Below are 17,738 nucleotides of genomic sequence, written 5' to 3' on the forward strand. Positions count from 1 at the left end.
TCTTTATAGTAGTACTGCCGGTGGGTACGTACCGGCAGGAGGACACCTGGTGTGAAGGTTAACTCAGGCCATGTGCAGAATCACTTTGCAGCAGGTGCGTGGGTCTTTTTCGAACAACGTCATCGCGCGTTCAATTTCTGCCAGCGGGAAATAGTGCGTAACCAGTTTCTCTGGCTGAATCTGGCCTTTTTCCATCCACTCAATCACTTGCGGAAAACGGTTGCTGTTGAGACGCGAAGTAAACAGCGACAGTTCTTTGCTGGTCAGGCTCTGCTGCGTAATGCTGCAGGGTTCGCCTGAAAAGCCCAGCAGGCCGATGCGGGCTGCCGGTGAGGCGAGGGCGGCCGCTTCCGCCAGAATGGCCGGATGGCAGGCGGCATCAATGATGAGCGTGGGCTGCACCCCTTCAAGCTGGGCAGCCAGCGGGATCTCGCTGTTGTTAAACACCTGGTCGGCACCGTTTTGTTGCGCCAGCGCCAGGCGTTCTGGCAGACGGTCCACCACCAGTACCTGTTTAACGCCGTAGACCCCTTTCAATACCTGAATGGCGGTCAGACCCATCGGACCGGCACCATAAATCAATGCGACATCCTGCGGCTGCGGTTGCAGGAATGCGGTGATGTTGGCGGCGATGGTGAAAGGCTCGATCATGCTGGCCAGTTTATCGGGAATGCTGTCGGGCAAACGGAAGGCATTTTTGGCCGGGGCGACAGCGAACTCGCTAAAGCCACCATCGCGGTGCACGCCAATCACCTGGAGTTCTTTGCAAACATTGGGGCGACCAATGGAGCAGGGATAGCAGTGGCCACAACTCACCACCGGATCGACGGCCACGCGTTCACCAATACGACGTTCATCAACACCGAGACCTGTGGCATCGATCACACCAAAGAATTCATGACCGATCACGCGTGGATATCTGGCGAATGGATTATGACCGTGCCAGATATGCACATCGGAGCCACAGATGCTGGCAAACTGGACTTTAACGCGTACTTCTCCGGCGGCAGGTTGCGGCACAGGACGCTCCGCCAGCACCAGTTCACCCGGTTGTTCAATCACGACACTTTTCATCATCAGCTCCTTGCCTGGCATCCTCTTCAGGGGAATTGGGCATTAACGGGAATTCAATGAGGAAAAAATACGCGCACAAATACTACCATACAAGTCTACGTTGCGGAGTTGTGAAGAGGGTCACAAGATGGGCAGGTACAGACACTGAGTGGTAGCGGTGCGATTTATCGCGCAACGTCTTGCGCGGCGTGGTGAAAAAAATGCGCGATAAATCGCGCTGCTACGGGGGGATATTGTTCAGATCACGCCAGCAACGGACACTGCGGTGGTAAACGGCAGCTCAGCGCGCCCGGCAGTACCTCAATCTGGAATTCACTGCCGGTGAGCGGTTCACCATCGAGATTGAAGGTCATCTCATGGGGTGAGCGAATATGCAGTGACGGTAACTTCGCACCGACAATGTTCGGGTTTTCATCATCGCGCGTCAGTGAATGCAGCAGGGTAGGCAGCAGCTCCTGAGCCGTGACGATACTCAGGTTGAGCTGACCATCATTGATCAACGCATCCGGGCATAATTTCTGTCCACCGCCCGCCTGGCGACCATTACCAATGCCGATCACCAGCGCATCGCCTTGCCAGTTAAAATTCGCGGCGCTGATTTCGCAGCTATCCGGCTTTAAGGTATCAACGCGGGTTAAACCGTGAATAAAATACGAGACGCCGCCGAGCGCCGATTTGAGTTTCTCTGGCGTTTCTGTGGTGATACGGGTGCCAAAGCCCCCGGTTGCCATGTTGATAAAGTAGCGATCGCCATTCACCCGCGCCAGGTCGATGGCGCTGGCCTTGCCGAGCACCGCCAGGCGTAATGCCGGTTCCATCTCCAGCGGGATACCTGCGCTGGTAGCAAAATCATTGGCCGTGCCAAGCGGTAAAATCCCCAGTACCGGTCGTTGTGATTCCGCTAATGCGGCCAGTGCGGTAGCGATTTCATTGATGGTGCCATCACCGCCACCCGCCACCACGGTTTCAGCCTGCAAACTGACCGCTTCCTGGACATAACGGTCACCATCGCCTTTTTCCCAGGTGACACGCACGGCCAGATTAAAGCCTTCGTCACGCAGTTGATTGACGGCGGCCCGCAATTCCTCATTTCCGGCGCCTTTGCCGTTGAGGATCAATAACGTCAGCGGTTTGTTTTGCATGATTCGTCCCTTAATGCTTTCTCAGACAGGTGGTTATAGCATAGCTGGGCAGGGAACTTTATCGGCGGGTGACGAAAAAAGAAAACCCGCACGGGGGAGCCGGGCGGGTGAATGAGGTGGTTCCTGGTACTACCTGCTGTTTATTGTTACTCGTTAGCAGCGGAAACGAGTTTACGCCAGGGCGAAACGGCGGTCTGTGATCTTGTTCTAATTTCAACCATTTCTTTTCATTACGTGCGATTGCTGGCGTGAGGATCGCGCGTGCTGTCGCCATCGGTAAAATTACGCAGCAGCAGGGCGAAAGCCAGATCGATATGTTCCGGCACCGGCAACCAGATGCGGTGACCATCACCCGGAGCCACCTCAACCGCGTTGCCTTTGTCATTCTGCATTGCTTCCAGCCGACAGTTCAGGTTGCCGTTGGGAGTCATGATCTCCAGTTCATCACCGAGCAGAAATTTGTTCTTCACTGCCACCTGCGCCCAGTCACCCCGGCGTTCGCCGGTAAACTCGCCGACAAACTGCTGGCGTTCGGATACCGAGTAACCCTGCTGATAATTCTGGTAACTGTCATGGGTATGGCGACGCAGAAAACCTTCGGTATAGCCGCGATGTGCCAGCCCTTCCAGCGTTTCCAGCAGCGCGGGATCGAAGGGCTTACCGGCGGCGGCATCGTCAATGGCCCGACGATAAACCTGCGCGGTACGTGCACAGTAATAAAACGACTTGGTACGCCCCTCAATCTTCAGGGAATGCACTCCCATCTGACTCAAACGCTCGACATGCGCCACCGCGCGCAGATCTTTGGAATTCATGATGTACGTACCATGTTCATCCTCAAAGGCGCTCATGGTCTCGCCGGGTTTCATCTTCTCTTCCAGCAGAAACACCCGGTCGGTGGGGGTACCGATGCCGAGCGTCGGTGCGCTGTCCTGCATCTCCACCGGCTGATGAAAACCGACAATATTGCCGACTTCATCCTGCTGGCCTTCTTCCACCTTGTATTCCCAGCGGCAGGCGTTGGTGCAGGTACCCTGGTTGGGATCGCGTTTGTTCAGGTAGCCCGAGAGCAGGCAACGGCCGGAATACGCCATGCACAGCGCACCGTGTACGAAGATCTCGATTTCCATTTCCGGCACCTGCTGGCGGATCTCGGCAATCTCTTCCAGTGACAGTTCACGCGACAGGATCACCCGCGTCAGTCCCATCTGCTGCCAGAATTTCACTGTCGCCCAGTTGACGGCATTAGCCTGCACCGAAAGATGAATCGGCATCGCCGGAAAGGCTTCACGCACCAGCATAATCAGGCCGGGATCGGACATGATCAGCGCATCCGGCTGCATCGCCACCACTGGCGTCAGATCGCGGATAAAGGTCTTCAGCTTGGCGTTATGCGGCGCAATATTGACGACGACGTAGAATTTTTTACCGAGCCGATGGGCCTCATCAATACCTTTGGCGAGGTTTTCATGGGTGAATTCGTTATTGCGCACGCGCAGGCTGTAACGAGGCTGACCGGCATACACCGCGTCGGCACCATAGGCAAAGGCATAGCGCATATTCTTCAGCGTTCCCGCTGGAGAAAGCAGTTCAGGTTTAAACATGGGATCTCACTGATGTCAGGTCAGCATGCCATCGTGGATGGCATGTGCAGTGGCCGTGTCAGACGGCCCTGCAAAAGGTGGGGAATTTTAGGCAGGGCCACCGCGAAGTAAATTGACCTGGATCAAGGTAATGCGCTGCCTGCTACACTAAGCGGCACACATCGGCTTCCCAGCGATAGCCCATACCGTATACCGCGCGGATAAAGGGTTGCTCGGCATCGAGATTTTCCAGCTTACGGCGCAGATTTTTGATGTGACTGTCGATGGTGCGATCGGTGACCACGCGGTAGTCGTCATACAAATGGTTAAGCAGCTGCTCGCGCGAAAACACTTTGCCCGGCTCCAGCGCCAGAGTTTTCAGCAAACGAAACTCGGCGGGCGTCAGCTCCAGCGGCTGTTCGCGCCAGCTGGCCTGAAAGCGGCTTTCATCAATCAGCAAATGGGACGCCTGCTGGACTTCTTCCGGCGAGCGTTTGACACGGCGCAGGATGGTTTTCACCCGAGCTACCACTTCACGCGGACTGAATGGCTTACAAATGTAATCGTCGGCACCGATTTCCAGCCCCAGCAGGCGATCAATCTCTTCAGTGCGCGCCGTCACCATAATGATCGGCAGATCGGAAAAACGGCGGATTTCACGGCACAGGGTCAGGCCATCACGGCCAGGCAGCATTAAATCCAGCAACATCAGATCCGGCGGAGACTGCTGCACATAAGTCAGCACCTCGCTGCCATCGCCAATGTGATGGGTGCGGTAGTTAGACGCCTGCAGATAATCAATCATCAGCTGCGCCAGTTTTGGCTCGTCTTCAACAACAAGGATTAAAGGGTCTTGCTTTTCCGTGCTCATAGGCTGCGCTTAGTGAGGAACATAGGGCAAGTTTAGCGTGATTTGCAGTCCACCTAAATCAGAGAGATCTGCACTGATGCTGCCGCCATGCGCTTCCGCAATATTTTTGCAGATGGCCAGGCCAAGGCCCGAACCGCCGCTGGCACGGTTGCGTGAGCTTTCGGCACGGAAGAAGCGCTCAAAAAGCCGTGCCTGATGGGCCGGATCGACACCGGGTGCGCTGTCTGCAAAGCACAGCTGCCAATGGTCACCCTGGTTTTTCATGGTCAGACGTACCTGACCACCCGCATCGGTATAGCGCAGGCTGTTTTCCAGCAGATTGGTGAACAACTGCATCAGCCGATCCGGATCGCCGAAACTGGCCGCTTCAGCAGGCAGCGACAGTTGTAATGTCAGTTGGCGGCTGCGATAGCGCTCACCAAAACTGCCTGCCACCACTTCCAGCAGGTGCACCAAATCCACTGTCTGCTTGCGGTAGGCAAGGGCGCCTGCATCCGACAGCGACAGTTGATGCAGATCGTCCACCAGTTTGGTCAACACCACCACTTCGCTTTGCAGCGAGATAATGGCCTCCGGCGTCAGTTTACGAACGCCATCCTGCATCGCTTCCAGCTCACCGCGCAAAATCGCCAGCGGAGTCCGCAGTTCGTGGGAGATATCCGCCATAAAGGCGCGGCGATTGCTCTCATTTTTTTCCAGTGAACTGGCGAGCTGGTTGAAGTCACGCGCCAGCTGACCAAGCTCGTCGCTGCTGCCCACTTCAACCCGGGTGGCGAAATCCCCCGCGGCCAGATGATGGGTGCCATCCACCAGCCGTTTCACCGGGGCCAGTAAACCGCGCGCCATCAGCCAGGTCGCCAGCGCCGCCATCAGTGCGGTAAACGCCACAATGATCCAGCTGGTACGGCGTTGTTGCTGGTCAAAATTGATATCGGTGCTGCGCGTCAGGCGTTCCGCCGGAGAACCAATCACCCAGCCAACCACTTTACCGTTGCTGGTGGTAATGTTGCGCCTTGTGCCTTCAGGCGGTACCGGTGAACGCGGGCCGGACAGCACTTTGTACTGCTGGTCGATGATCCAGAACTGGGTACGCCAGCCGTGGGGTGGCAACTGATTTTCGCTGCCGGGATTCTGCTCCAGCGAACGCAGGATGGTAAAAATCAGGCGGTCATTATTGCGCAGGAAATCCCAGTTGCCGTGCTGCTCGTATTGATCGGCCAGCGCATCGCTGAGCAGCGTCAAACGTTGCTCGTTGCCTTTGCGGATGTAATCCACGAAGCCGTGTTCAAAGCTGAGTCGCACTCCCCAGTGCATGATGATAATCACCAGCATGCAGGTGGAAAAAATGGCCAAAAACAGCTTGGGACCAATCCCGAGTTTTACTGGCCGCTTCATCCTTCGCTCCTTTTACGTCGCAAATCGACGTTTTTGCTCACATCCTGCGGCACGCGCCAGAACACCAGCGCAGGCAGGATAATCACCAGCGCCATGCACAGGTAGGAGTAGATGAAGGTTTGATGGGCCGCAGCGCTATTCACCACCGCGCCATGACCGAAAGCACCGAGCAGCAGACCAGCCACGGTCACCCCGATACTGGTGGAGAGCTGCATAATCATTGACAGTAAACTGTTGCCGCTGGACGCCAAATCGTCAGGTAACTCTTTCAGCGTCAGGGTATTCATCGAGGAGAAGCGGATAGCGTTAACCATGCCCTGCAGTAACAACACCACTGGCAACAGCCAGGTCCAGCCGAGCAGCGCCACCGCTGGAAACAGCAGCACCACCAGCGCCAGCGCGCAGGTGCCGCCCACCAGCGCGTTGCGGTAGCCAAACATATTGACGATCCTGACCACCACGCGTTTGATCCCCATATTGCCCAGCACCATGGGAATCATCATCAGGCCAGCATGAAACGGGCTAAACCCGAGACCGACTTGCAGGAAAATCGGCGTCATAAACGGCAACATGCCGCTGCCGATGCGGCCAGTAAAGCTGCCGAGCAGGCCGATGGAATAGATACGGTTATCGAATAATTTCAGGCTGAACAAGGCGTTGTCGTTGTTGCGACCATGCATCAGGTAGAACAGCAGGGAAAACACGCCAACCAGGATCAGCAGGCCGAGCAACAACGGCGAGCCACCGGTGCTGCGCTGCCCATCCAGCGCCAGCGTCAGAGTTGCCATACCTACCGCCAGCAGGCCAAAGCCGAGAAAATCGAAGCGCCGGGTTTGCATGGTGTAGTTGGGCATGATGGCCAGCGTGGCGATCGCGCCGATAATGCCTACCGGGATATTAATCAGGAAGATCCAGTGCCAGCTGGCGTACTGCACCAGGATGCCGCCGAGCGCCGGGCCGAGGAGTGGGCCCACCTGGCCGGGCAGGGTGACAAAAGTCATTGCCGACATGTACTGCTCGCGTGGGACAATTTTCATCACCGTTAAGCGCCCGACCGGCACCATCATCGCGCCGCCCACCCCCTGAATCACACGCGCCAGGATCAGTTGATCCAGCGAGGAGGAGAAGGCGCAAAATATCGAGCCAATGCTGAATAACACGATGGCGGTGAAGAAGATATTGCGCACGCCAAAGCGGTCCGCCAGCCAGCCGCTGAGCGGCAGGGTGACGGCCACCGTCAGGACGTAGGACACAATCACCGAATGCATATGCAGCGGGCTGACGTTAAGGTCATGCGCCATCGACGGGATGGCGGTGTTAACGATGGTGGTATCCAGCGACTGCATAAAAAAGCCAAAAGCGACAATCCACAGCTGCCAGCGCACTGTCGCGTTCTGAGTGGTCATGGTTTCTTCATCCCGTCAATTCTCCTGAATGTTGATCAGTACCGGACGCTTCCTGCGCCGCAGCTTATCCATCATCAGATACACCACCGGGGTGGTGTAGAGCGTCAGCAACTGGCTCATCACCAGGCCACCGGCGATGGTGATGCCGAGCGGCTGACGCAGTTCCGCGCCGTCGCCACTGGTCAGCACCAGCGGCAGTGCACCAAACAGCGCCGCCAGTGTGGTCATCATGATCGGGCGGAAACGCAGCTGGCAGGCCTGGAAAATCGCGTCACGTGCGGTCAGATTGCCTTTGCGCTCTGCTTCGAGGGCAAAATCGACCATCATGATGGCGTTTTTCTTCACGATGCCAATCAGCAGCAGAATGCCAATCAGCGCAATCAGGCTGAACGGCGTATTAAACAGCTCCAGCGCCAGCAGCGCGCCGACCCCGGCCGAGGGAAGAGTAGAGAGAATGGTCAGCGGGTGGACGTAGCTCTCGTACAAAATCCCCAGCACGATATAGACCGCCGCAATGGCCGCCAGAATCAGGTACAGCTGGCTGGATTGTGATTGCTGGAACACCTGTGCGGTACCAGCAAAGCTGCCGCGTACGCTGGCGGGCACACCGAGAGCGGTCATGGTGCGGTCGATGGCATCCGACGCCTGGGATAAGGATACCCCTTCCGGCAGGTTGAATGAGATAGTCGAAGCGGCCGATAAGCCCTGATGGTTAACGGACAGCGGCGCGTTGGCCGGTTGCCAGCGGGCAAACCAGCTCAGTGGGATGGCTTTGCCGTCGCTATTGATCACGAACATCTGGTCCAGCGCGCTGATATCCTGGGTGTAGCGCGGATCCACTTCCATCACCACTTTGTACTGATTCAGCGGCTGATAAATGGTGGAAATCTGCCGCTGACCAAAGGCGTTATTCAGCAGTGCGTTAGCATCGGAGACATCAATTCCCAGCCGCGCCATGCTGTCGCGATCGTACGTCAGGTCCATTTCGCTGCCTTTGTCCTGTTGATCCGAGTTGACGTCGGCCAGTTCCGGCAAGCTGGAGAATGCCTGACGGATCTGCGGTTCCCAGCTGCGCAGGTCCGTCAGATTATCGGACAGCAGGCTGTACTGATAACTGGCGTTGGATTCACGTCCACCGATGCGAAGATCCTGTACCGCGTTGAGGTAGAGATTTGCGCCCGGTTCCTTCGCCAGTTTGATGCGCAGGCGCGCAATCACCTGCTGCGCATTTTCGCTGCGTTCAGATAAAGGTTTAAGCGAGATGAACATCGAACCGCTGTTGGTACGCGAACCGCCGGTAAAGCCGGTGACGTTATCCACCGCCGGATCGGCTTTGATGATGTTCATAAAATCCTGCAATTTGCCGCGCATCGCCTGGAAGGAGATGCTCTGATCGGCGGAAATAAAGCCAGTCAGCCGCCCGGTATCCTGTTCTGGCATAAAGGTTTTGGGGATAGAAATAAACAGCCAGATGGTCAGACCGACGGTAGCGATCAACACCAGCAATACCCAACGCGCATGATCCAGTACCCAGCCCAGCGAGCGACCGTAACCATGCTGTACTGCCATCAGCAGCCGACCGAAACCCCGTAAGCGCGGTTGCGCGCGACGGGCCTGGGGCTTGAGCAAATACGCGCACATCATCGGTGTCAGGGTGATGGAGACAAACAGCGAAATCAGAATCACCACTGACAAGGTGATGGCGAACTCGGAGAAGAAACGCCCAATCAGTCCACCCAGCATCAGCAGCGGCAGGAATACCGCAATCAGCGACAGGCTCATCGACAGTACGGTAAATCCGACCTCACGCACCCCTTGCAACGCGGCCTGCAGGGGCTTCATACCCGCTTCCACATGGCGTGCAATGTTCTCCAGCACCACGATGGCATCATCCACCACAAAGCCAGTGGCGATCGTCAGCGCCATCAGCGACAGGTTGTTCAGGCTGAAGCCACACAGATACATGGCGGCAAAGGTGCCAATCAGCGAAACCGGCACTGCGGCGGCGGGGATCAACGTGGCGCGGCCATCGCGCAGAAAGAAAAATACCACCAGAATCACCAGCGCCACTGCAATCACCAGCGACTGCTCCACCTCATGCAGTGAGGCGCGAATGGTCGGCGAACGATCCTGAGCGACCTGTAAGTCAATAGACGCCGGGATCACATCATGCAGCAACGGCAGTTCGGCGCGGATGCGGTCAACGGTATCGATAACGTTGGCATCCGGTGATTTACGGATGATCAGCAGCACTGCGGGTTTGCCATTGGTCATCCCGGCGTTACGCACGTCCTGCACTGAATCCTGCACGTTGGCCACGTCACTCAGTCTGACGGACGCCCCGTTGCTATAGTTCACCACCAGCGGCTGGTAATCGCTGGCTGATTGCAGTTCATCGTTGGTACGCAGCTGCCAGCGCAGTTGCTGATCGTCAATCGCACCCTGCGGGCGGCGCTGGTTGGCGTTAACAATGGCAGTGCGCACCGCATCCAGCGATACGCCCTGATTAAATAGCGCCTGTGGATTGAGATCGACACGCACCGCCGGTAATGAACTCCCCCCGACGGTGACATCGCCAACGCCTTCAATCTGCGACAATTTCTGTGCCAGCTGGGTTGAGGCATAATCATACAGCTGACCGGGATTATAAATGTCCGAGGTCAGCGTCAAAATCATGATTGGCGCGTCGGACGGGTTGGCTTTGCGATAAGTCGGACGGCTCGGCATACCCGTCGGCAGCAGGCTTTGCGCGGCATTGATCGCAGCCTGCACATCGCGCGCCGCACCGTTAATATCACGGTCAAAATCGAACACCAGAATAATACGAGTGCTGCCGAGCGAGCTGGTGGAGGTCATCTCGCTGACCCCGGCGATACGCCCGAGCGAGCGCTCCAGTGGGGTCGCGACTGACGACGCCATGGTTTCCGGCGAGGCGCCGGGCAGGGAAGCGGAAATCACGATTACCGGAAAATCCACCTGCGGCAGCGGCGCAACCGGCAGCAAGCGGAAGCCGAGAATACCCGCCAGCGCAATCGCCAGCGTCAGCAGCGTGGTAGCGACAGGCCGGTGGATAAACAGGGCGAAAAACTTCACGGTTGTGCCTCCGAACGTTGGAAGCGGCGGCGCGTGGCGTGCGCCAGACGGTCAAATAACAGGTAGATCACCGGCGTGGTGAACAGCGTCAGGATCTGGCTGAGGATCAGCCCCCCTACCATCGCGATCCCCAGTGGACGCCGCAGCTCAGCACCCGCACCCATGCTCAGCATCAGCGGCAACGCGCCAAGCAACGCCGCCAGGGTTGTCATCAGTATCGGGCGGAAACGCAGCAGGCAGGCCTGATAAATCGCCTCATAGGGTGCCATCCCCTGTTCACGTTCGGCGGCCAGCGCGAAGTCGATCATCATGATGGCGTTTTTCTTCACGATACCAATCAGCAGGATGATGCCGATGATGGCCACAATATCCAGCTCGTTACCGCTCAGCATCAGCGCCAGCAGCGCACCCACCCCGGCGGTGGGCAGCGTTGAGAGGATGGTGATGGGGTGAATAAAACTCTCGTACAGCACGCCGAGCACGATATACATCGCCACCACCGCCGCGATAATCAGCCACACCGTGCTGGTCAGCGCCGCCTCGAACGCCAGCGTGCTGCCCTGGAATTGCGTCATCATCTCGGCAGGCATCCCCACCTGATCTTCCGCCGCACTGATGGCTTTAACCGCTTCACCCAGTGAATAGCCCTCGGCGACGTTAAATGAAAACGTGGCTGACGGGAACTGGTCAAGATGGTTGATGCTCAGTGCGGCGTGACGTTCCTCCACCGTGGCAATGGCGCTGAGCGGTACGCTGCCACCAGCGGTGCTGGCAAGACGAATGCCGTCAAGGCTGGCAAGGCCGGGTGTGGCATCGTTGTTTTGTCCCAGCACCACGCGATACTGATTTGCCTGGGTGTAGATAGTCGAGATCAGGCGCTGACCAAAGGCGTTGTACAGCGCGTTGTCGATATCCGCCATGGTGATGCCGAGTCGGCTGGCGCTGTCGCGATCGACGCGAATAAAGGCTTCCAGCCCCTGATCCTGCCAGTCGCTGCTGACATCACGTAACTCAGGCAGGGTATTGAGCTGGTTAAGCAGCGCAGGAACCCAGGTACTGAGCGACTCCAACGAACCCGATTGCAGCGTGAACTGATAAGGGGTGCGGCTAGCCTGGGTATCGATGGTGAGATCCTGTACCGGCTGCAACCAGAGCGAGACCCCGGGAATCTGCGCCACCGCAGCCTGTAGCCTTTTTTGTACCGCCGGGATGCGGTCATCACGCTCGGACAGGGGTTTCAGGTTGATTTGCAGCCGTGCGCTGTTGAGCGCGGCATTGGTGCCGTCAACACCGACAAATGACGTCAGGCTCTGCACTGCCGGATCTTTCATCACAATAGACGCAACATCACGCGTGCGTTGCGCCATGCTGGCATAGGAAACCGACTGCGGAGCCTGCAATGTCCCCTGAATAATGCCGTTGTCCTGCTGTGGAAAGAAGCCTTTGGGAATCGCTATCCACAGCAACACGGTAAGCAGCAGGGTGCCGATCGCCACCGACAGCGTCAGCCAGGGATGTCGAAGTACCTGTGTCAGCCAGCGACCATAACCGGCGATGATACGGTCAAACATCGCTTCACTGGCGCGGGAAAAACGGTTTTGTTTACGCAGCGATTCGAGGCTTAGCATACGCGCGCACATCATTGGCGTCAGCGTCAGCGACACCACGGCGGAAATCAGGATCGCCACTGCGAGAGTAACGGCAAATTCGCGGAACAGACGGCCAATCACATCGCCCATAAATAACAGCGGAATCAGCACGGCAATCAGCGAAAAGGTCAGGGAGATGATGGTGAACCCGATTTCGCCTGCGCCTTTCAGTGCGGCGGTCAGGGGTTTCTCACCTTTCTCCAGATAACGGGAAATATTCTCGATCACCACGATGGCATCATCAACCACGAAGCCGGTGGCAATGGTCAGCGCCATCAGCGTCAGGTTGTTAATGGAGAAACCGAGGAAATACATCGCGGCAAAGGTGCCCACCAGTGACAGTGGCACCGCTACCGCCGGGATAATGGTCGCCGGGACATTACGCAGGAACAGGTAAATGATCATCACCACCAGACCAATCGCCAGCATCAGTTCATGCTGGGTATCCGCAACGGAGGCGCGGATATTGGTGGTGCGGTCGGTCAGCAGTGTGACCTCAACCGACTTAGGCAGCGCTGCGGTGAGCGATGGCAGCAGGGCGCGAATGTTATCAGCGGTGGCAATGATATTGGCCCCCGGCTGACGTTGTACGTTAAGCACAATCGCGGGCTGCCGATTGGCCCAGGCACCGAGCCAGCTGTTTTCTGCTCCCTGTTCAATGGTGGCGACATCGCCCAGACGCACCGGTGCGCCATTGTTGTAGCTGATGATGAGGCGGCGATAATCCTCGGCGGAGGTCATCTGATCGTTGGCGGACAGGGTGATGGAACGAGTGGGGCCATCCAGGCTGCCTTTAGCCGAATTGACGTTGGCATTGCTGATCGCTGTGCGCACCGTTTCGCTGGTTAGCCCCAGCGACGCCAGCGCCTGGGCGTTCATTTGCACTCGTACTGCCGGGCGTTGCCCGCCAGAAAGTGTCACCAGCCCGACACCGGAGACCTGGGAAATTTTCTGCGCCACGCGCGTTTCCACCATATCCTGCACCTGAGTTAACGGCATGCTGGTGGTGGTGACGGCGAGAGTCATAATCGGCGGATCCGCCGGATTGACTTTACTGTAAACCGGCGGGTTAGGCAGATCGCTGGGTAGCAGGTTGGTGGCGGAGTTGATCGCCGCCTGCACTTCCTGTTCCGCCACATCCAGCGACAGTGAGAGCTGGAATTGCAGTGTGACCACCGAAGCGCCACCGGAGCTTTGCGAGGACATCTGCTTCAGCCCGGACATCTGGCCGAACTGACGCTCCAGCGGTGCGGTAATTGAGGAGGTCACCACATCCGGGCTGGCCCCGGGGTAGAGGGTGACCACCTGAATCGTCGGATAATCCACTTCCGGCAACGCGGACACCGGCAGGAAGCGATAACCGAGAATACCGGCCAGCAGGATGGCGATCATCAGCAGCGTGGTCGCCACCGGGCGCAGAATAAACAGGCGCGACGGTCCGCCGCTGGCGTCGGGAGGCATCACCTGCATTATTGACGTTCTCCACGTGCCGGCTGGGTGGCGCGCCGGTTCAGCGGCGTGGTGCTTTGCGGTGCGACAATTTCGACCGTCGCCCCTTCAGTTAAGCGGTCCAGACCATCGGTGACCACGCGATCCCCTGCGGCCAGCCCGGCACTGATCACCACTTGCTGGCTGTCCTGCAAACCGGCGGTGACCCGTTTTTTACTCACTTTATTCTCGCTGTTCACCACCCAGACGAAATGACCCTCATTACTCATTTGCAATGCGGCGGTGGGGATCACCACCGCATCCTGCAGGGTATCGACTTTCAGGCGCGCATTGACGAACTGGTTGGGGAACAGCGCGTCATCCTCGTTGCTGAAGCGCGCTTTCAGTTTGATGGTGCCAGTGGTGACATCGATCTGGTTATCAATACTCAGCAGGGTGCCGGAGGTCAGCAGGGTTTTATTGCTGCGATCCCAGGCATCCACCACCAGCGGCTGGCTGCTTTTCTGTGCTTTGAGGATCTGGCTGATATTGTTCTCTGCCACGCTGAACACCACGTCGATCGGGTGGGTTTGCGTGATCACCACTAACCCAGTGGTATCACTGGAAGTCACGTAGTTACCGACATCAACCTGTTTCAGGCCAACCCGCCCGGAAATGGGGGCGGTGATACGGCTATAGGTCAGATTGAGCTGGGCGCTGGCGACGTTACCTTCATCGGCCTTGATGGTACCGAGGGTTTCACTCACCAGTGAACGTTGGGTATCCAGTTCCTGCTGCGACACCAGCGCGGTTTTCGCCAGTTGTTCATAACGGGCTAAATCACGCCGCGCATTAGCCAGTGTGGCCTGATCTTTCGCCAGTTGTCCCTGAGCCTGAATCAATGCGACCTGATAAGGGCGCGGATCGATTTCTGCCAGTAACGCCCCGGCAGCCACCTGCTGACCTTCATTGAAATGTAGCGCCATGAGCTGACCATCCACACGGCTACGTACTGTGACGGTGTTGGCGGCGGTGACGGTGCCCAGCCCACTCAGATAATGCGGAACGCTTTGTAATTCGGCGTTTGCGGCCTGCACCGGCGCCAGTGGACGTCCCCCACCATTTGCGCCACCGGCACCACGACCGTGATGGCGCTGTCCTTCGGCCTGTGGTTGTTTATTCGGTTCTGCCGGATGCTGCCACCAGTAATAACCTCCGGCCAGCACAGCGACGATCGCCAGGGTGATGAGACTCTTTTTCCACAACGGATGTCGGTTCTTCATGAATTGATGCGCTCTCCTGCGTAGTCGTTTCCCAAAATGCGCAACCCAACCAACCGGAGCGCAAACCAAAGAATTGTAATCGCCTGGTCTGGGCAAAAATTGAAGGAATTAAGAATATCGTTCTGAGCCTGCTAATTATTCATATTCTGTACGAATTTATCAGGATTTTTTCACCAGCAGGTTTCGGCCCTTTGCTAAGCTCGGAAGCTATACCGTCTCGTTTCAATTAAGGAGAAATAAAATGAGTCAACAATCTACCCGCCAGCTTGGCGACAGTGGTATTGCAGTGCCGGTTCTCACTTTTGGAGGCAATGTCTTCGGCTGGACCGTTGATGAGAAAACCTCGTTTTCCCTGCTGGATGCGCTGGTGGAGAAGGGATTGTGGTTCATCGACACCGCCGATGTTTATTCACGCTGGGTACCCGGTAATGCAGGTGGTGAATCCGAAACTATCATTGGCAAATGGCTGAAGAAAAGCGGCAAACGCGACAACATCGTACTGGCGACCAAAGTGGGTATGGAGCTGTCACCGGAAAAAACCGGCCTGAAGCCACAATATATTCGTCAGGCAGTGGAAGATTCGCTGCGCCGTCTGCAAACCGACTACATCGACCTGTATCAGGCACACCGCGACGATCAGGATACCCCGCTGGCCGAGACGCTGGCCGCGTTTGATTCGCTGATCAAAGAGGGCAAGGTCCGTGCCGTTGGAGCCTCTAACTACAGCGCCGACCGTTTGCAGGAAGCACTAAAAATCAGCGAGCAGCAGGGATTAGCACGTTATGAAACTCTGCAACCTGAGTACAACCTTTATGATCGCCAGGGTTACGAAAACGGCCTGGAGCAGGTCGCGGTGGGACATGGCCTGGGCGTGATTAATTATTATTCACTGGCGAGCGGCTTCCTCAGTGGAAAATATCGTAAAGCCGCGGATGCCAGCAAAAGTGCGCGCGGGCAGGGCGTGGTTGCCAAATATCTCAACCCGCGTGGCCTGCGTATTCTGGAAGCGCTGGACGATGTGGCTGACTCGCACGATGCTTCGCCAACCCAGGTAGCACTGGCCTGGCAGATTGCGCGCCCGAGCATCACTGCGCCGATTGTGAGCGCGACCTCGCTGTCGCAGATTGATGATCTGGTGAAAGCGACACAGCTGACGCTAAGCAAGCAGGAGATTGAAGAACTGTCTCGCGCTAGCGCAGAGTAGTCGTTTAACCACCGCGGCGCGATTTCTCGCGCCGCAACAATAAGTTAGCCTCGGGACTGTTCCATTATTTTTTCCAGTCAAAAAATGCCATTTTCGGCAAAAGATTTTCATTCATAGATCGCTGTCACAATTGCGTTAAAAAACTGTCACTCTACGGAACTCTGAGCACATATTTGCAAAAACGCCCCCTACCCCAGCACTATTCTCTGCTCGATCTTTCCAGAAACTCACAAAAGAATAATCATCATGAACAGAAAAGAAGCAGTGCAACGCCTCCCGAGCCGTCTGGCCGCGGGAACCATTATGTTTGCTCTGCTGAGTGCCTCTGCCGTGGCAGCGGATGCATTCAGCTACGATTCACCCTACATGTTCGGTGACTGGGGCGGTTACCGAACCCAACTGGAGAATGATGGCGTTAAGTTTGATGTTAACTACACCATGGAAAGTGCTTCGAACCTGGGTGGCGGTTACGATAAAAACACCTCAATGCGCTACAGCGACCAATGGGCGTTTGGCGTTAATTTAGACCTGGAAAAACTGCTGAACTGGCAGGATGCTGAATTCCAGATGACCATCACCGACCGTAATGGCCAGAATATTTCTGATCAGGTGGGCGATCCGCGTAGCGGCATGCTCTCCTCTGTGCAGGAAGTTTATGGTCGTGGACAGACCTGGCGTTTAACGCAGTTCTGGTTACGTCAGGGATTATTTAACGATGTGGTTGATATCAAAGCCGGTCGTGTCACGGTGGGCGAAGACTTCGATAACTTTGATAGCAAGTTCCAGAACCTGGCATTCGGTAGCGGCCAGGCCGGTAACTGGCGTGGCGATCGTTGGTACAACTGGCCGGTTTCCCAGTGGGGCGGTCGTATCAAATTTAACATTACCCCGGAAGTCTTCTTCCAGGTGGGCTTCTACAACGATAACCCGAAAAACTACGATACCGGCAATGGCTTCCGTCTCGATATGGGCAATTCCTTAGGCAATATGGTGCCGGTGGAATTGGGCTGGAAACCCACCTTTGGTCCGGACAAACTGCCGGGTAACTACCGTATCGGTTATTACTATTCTTCAGTTGATGGCGATGTCTACGGTAGCTGGCGCAACGGTGGTTACCAGGATCAGGCGCATGCCTACGGCGGTTATGTGCTGTTGCAACAACAGCTGACTGCACAGGGTGGCGATGCCAGCCGTGGTCTTGGCGTGACGGTTCAGGCGGTAATGAACGACCACAAAACCTCGAAAACCGACAACTATCAATCTATCAGCTTTACCTGGAAAGGACCGTTTGACGCGCGTCCTGCCGATGAAATTGGTATTGGTGCGGCACGTATTCACGTCAACAGCTCTTACACCACAGCATTACGCCAGCAGAATGCGGCTAACGGTGAGACGGATTACAACAGCCCGACCTATCTGCCGATTCAGGATGGTTCAGAATACAACTATGAAATCTACTACAACGCTCAGCTGACCAAATGGCTCCAGCTGCGTCCGAACCTGCAATATGTCACGGCGCCGGGTGCAGTGAGCGAAGTGAAAGATGCGTTTATTGGTGGTATCGCGGCAAATATCAGTTTCTAATCAGAAACTTTGCGGAAGGCGTCCTG

The 17,738-nt window shown here is 56.5% G+C and carries 11 protein-coding genes; 2 read left to right on the forward strand and 9 right to left on the reverse strand.

What is annotated here, in order from left to right; all coding sequences use genetic code 11:
• Positions 1-63: 63 nt before the first annotated feature.
• From RCF31_RS00165 to RCF31_RS00205, 9 genes are all read right to left on the reverse strand, one after another.
• Positions 64-1,074: a Zn-dependent oxidoreductase gene (locus tag RCF31_RS00165; protein WP_416413186.1), complete on the reverse strand. Its 1,011-nt coding sequence runs from the start codon at positions 1,072-1,074 to the stop codon at positions 64-66.
• Positions 1,075-1,316: 242 nt separating this feature from the next.
• A complete protein-coding gene (yegS, locus tag RCF31_RS00170; protein ID WP_416412080.1) occupies positions 1,317-2,216 on the reverse strand; it encodes a lipid kinase YegS in 900 nt (299 codons plus the stop codon).
• 230 nt (positions 2,217-2,446) lie between these two features.
• Complete coding sequence (gene yegQ, locus RCF31_RS00175) at positions 2,447-3,820, reverse strand: tRNA 5-hydroxyuridine modification protein YegQ (protein ID WP_416412081.1); 1,374 nt, start codon at positions 3,818-3,820, stop codon at positions 2,447-2,449.
• 142 nt (positions 3,821-3,962) lie between these two features.
• Positions 3,963-4,670 (reverse strand): two-component system response regulator BaeR, encoded by a 708-nt coding sequence (gene baeR / locus RCF31_RS00180; protein ID WP_416412082.1) that lies wholly within the window; start codon positions 4,668-4,670, stop codon positions 3,963-3,965.
• Positions 4,671-4,679: 9 nt separating this feature from the next.
• Entirely contained in the window at positions 4,680-6,065 is a 1,386-nt protein-coding gene (gene baeS / locus RCF31_RS00185) for a two-component system sensor histidine kinase BaeS (RefSeq protein WP_416412083.1), read from the reverse strand.
• Positions 6,062-7,471, reverse strand: coding sequence for a multidrug transporter subunit MdtD (gene mdtD / locus RCF31_RS00190; RefSeq protein WP_313684862.1), 1,410 nt, complete (start codon positions 7,469-7,471; stop codon positions 6,062-6,064). The genes baeS and mdtD overlap by 4 nt, the downstream gene beginning before the upstream one ends.
• A 15-nt stretch (positions 7,472-7,486) precedes the next feature.
• Entirely contained in the window at positions 7,487-10,564 is a 3,078-nt protein-coding gene (mdtC, locus tag RCF31_RS00195; protein ID WP_416412084.1) for a multidrug efflux RND transporter permease subunit MdtC, read from the reverse strand.
• Positions 10,561-13,683, reverse strand: coding sequence for an MdtB/MuxB family multidrug efflux RND transporter permease subunit (locus tag RCF31_RS00200; protein ID WP_416412085.1), 3,123 nt, complete (start codon positions 13,681-13,683; stop codon positions 10,561-10,563). Before RCF31_RS00200 ends, mdtC begins: the two co-directional genes overlap by 4 nt.
• Entirely contained in the window at positions 13,683-14,924 is a 1,242-nt protein-coding gene (locus tag RCF31_RS00205; protein ID WP_416412086.1) for an MdtA/MuxA family multidrug efflux RND transporter periplasmic adaptor subunit, read from the reverse strand. The genes RCF31_RS00200 and RCF31_RS00205 overlap by 1 nt, the downstream gene beginning before the upstream one ends.
• 241 nt (positions 14,925-15,165) lie before the next feature.
• On the opposite strand from RCF31_RS00205, the gene RCF31_RS00210 reads away from it, so the two are divergent.
• Complete coding sequence (locus RCF31_RS00210; protein ID WP_416412087.1) at positions 15,166-16,128, forward strand: aldo/keto reductase; 963 nt, start codon at positions 15,166-15,168, stop codon at positions 16,126-16,128.
• A 246-nt stretch (positions 16,129-16,374) separates the two neighbouring features.
• A complete protein-coding gene (locus tag RCF31_RS00215; RefSeq protein WP_299445568.1) occupies positions 16,375-17,712 on the forward strand; it encodes a carbohydrate porin in 1,338 nt (445 codons plus the stop codon).
• Positions 17,713-17,738: the final 26 nt, after the last annotated feature.

It is taken from the genome of Pantoea sp. App145, from assembly GCF_047947045.1.
Classification (GTDB): domain Bacteria; phylum Pseudomonadota; class Gammaproteobacteria; order Enterobacterales; family Enterobacteriaceae; genus Pantoea.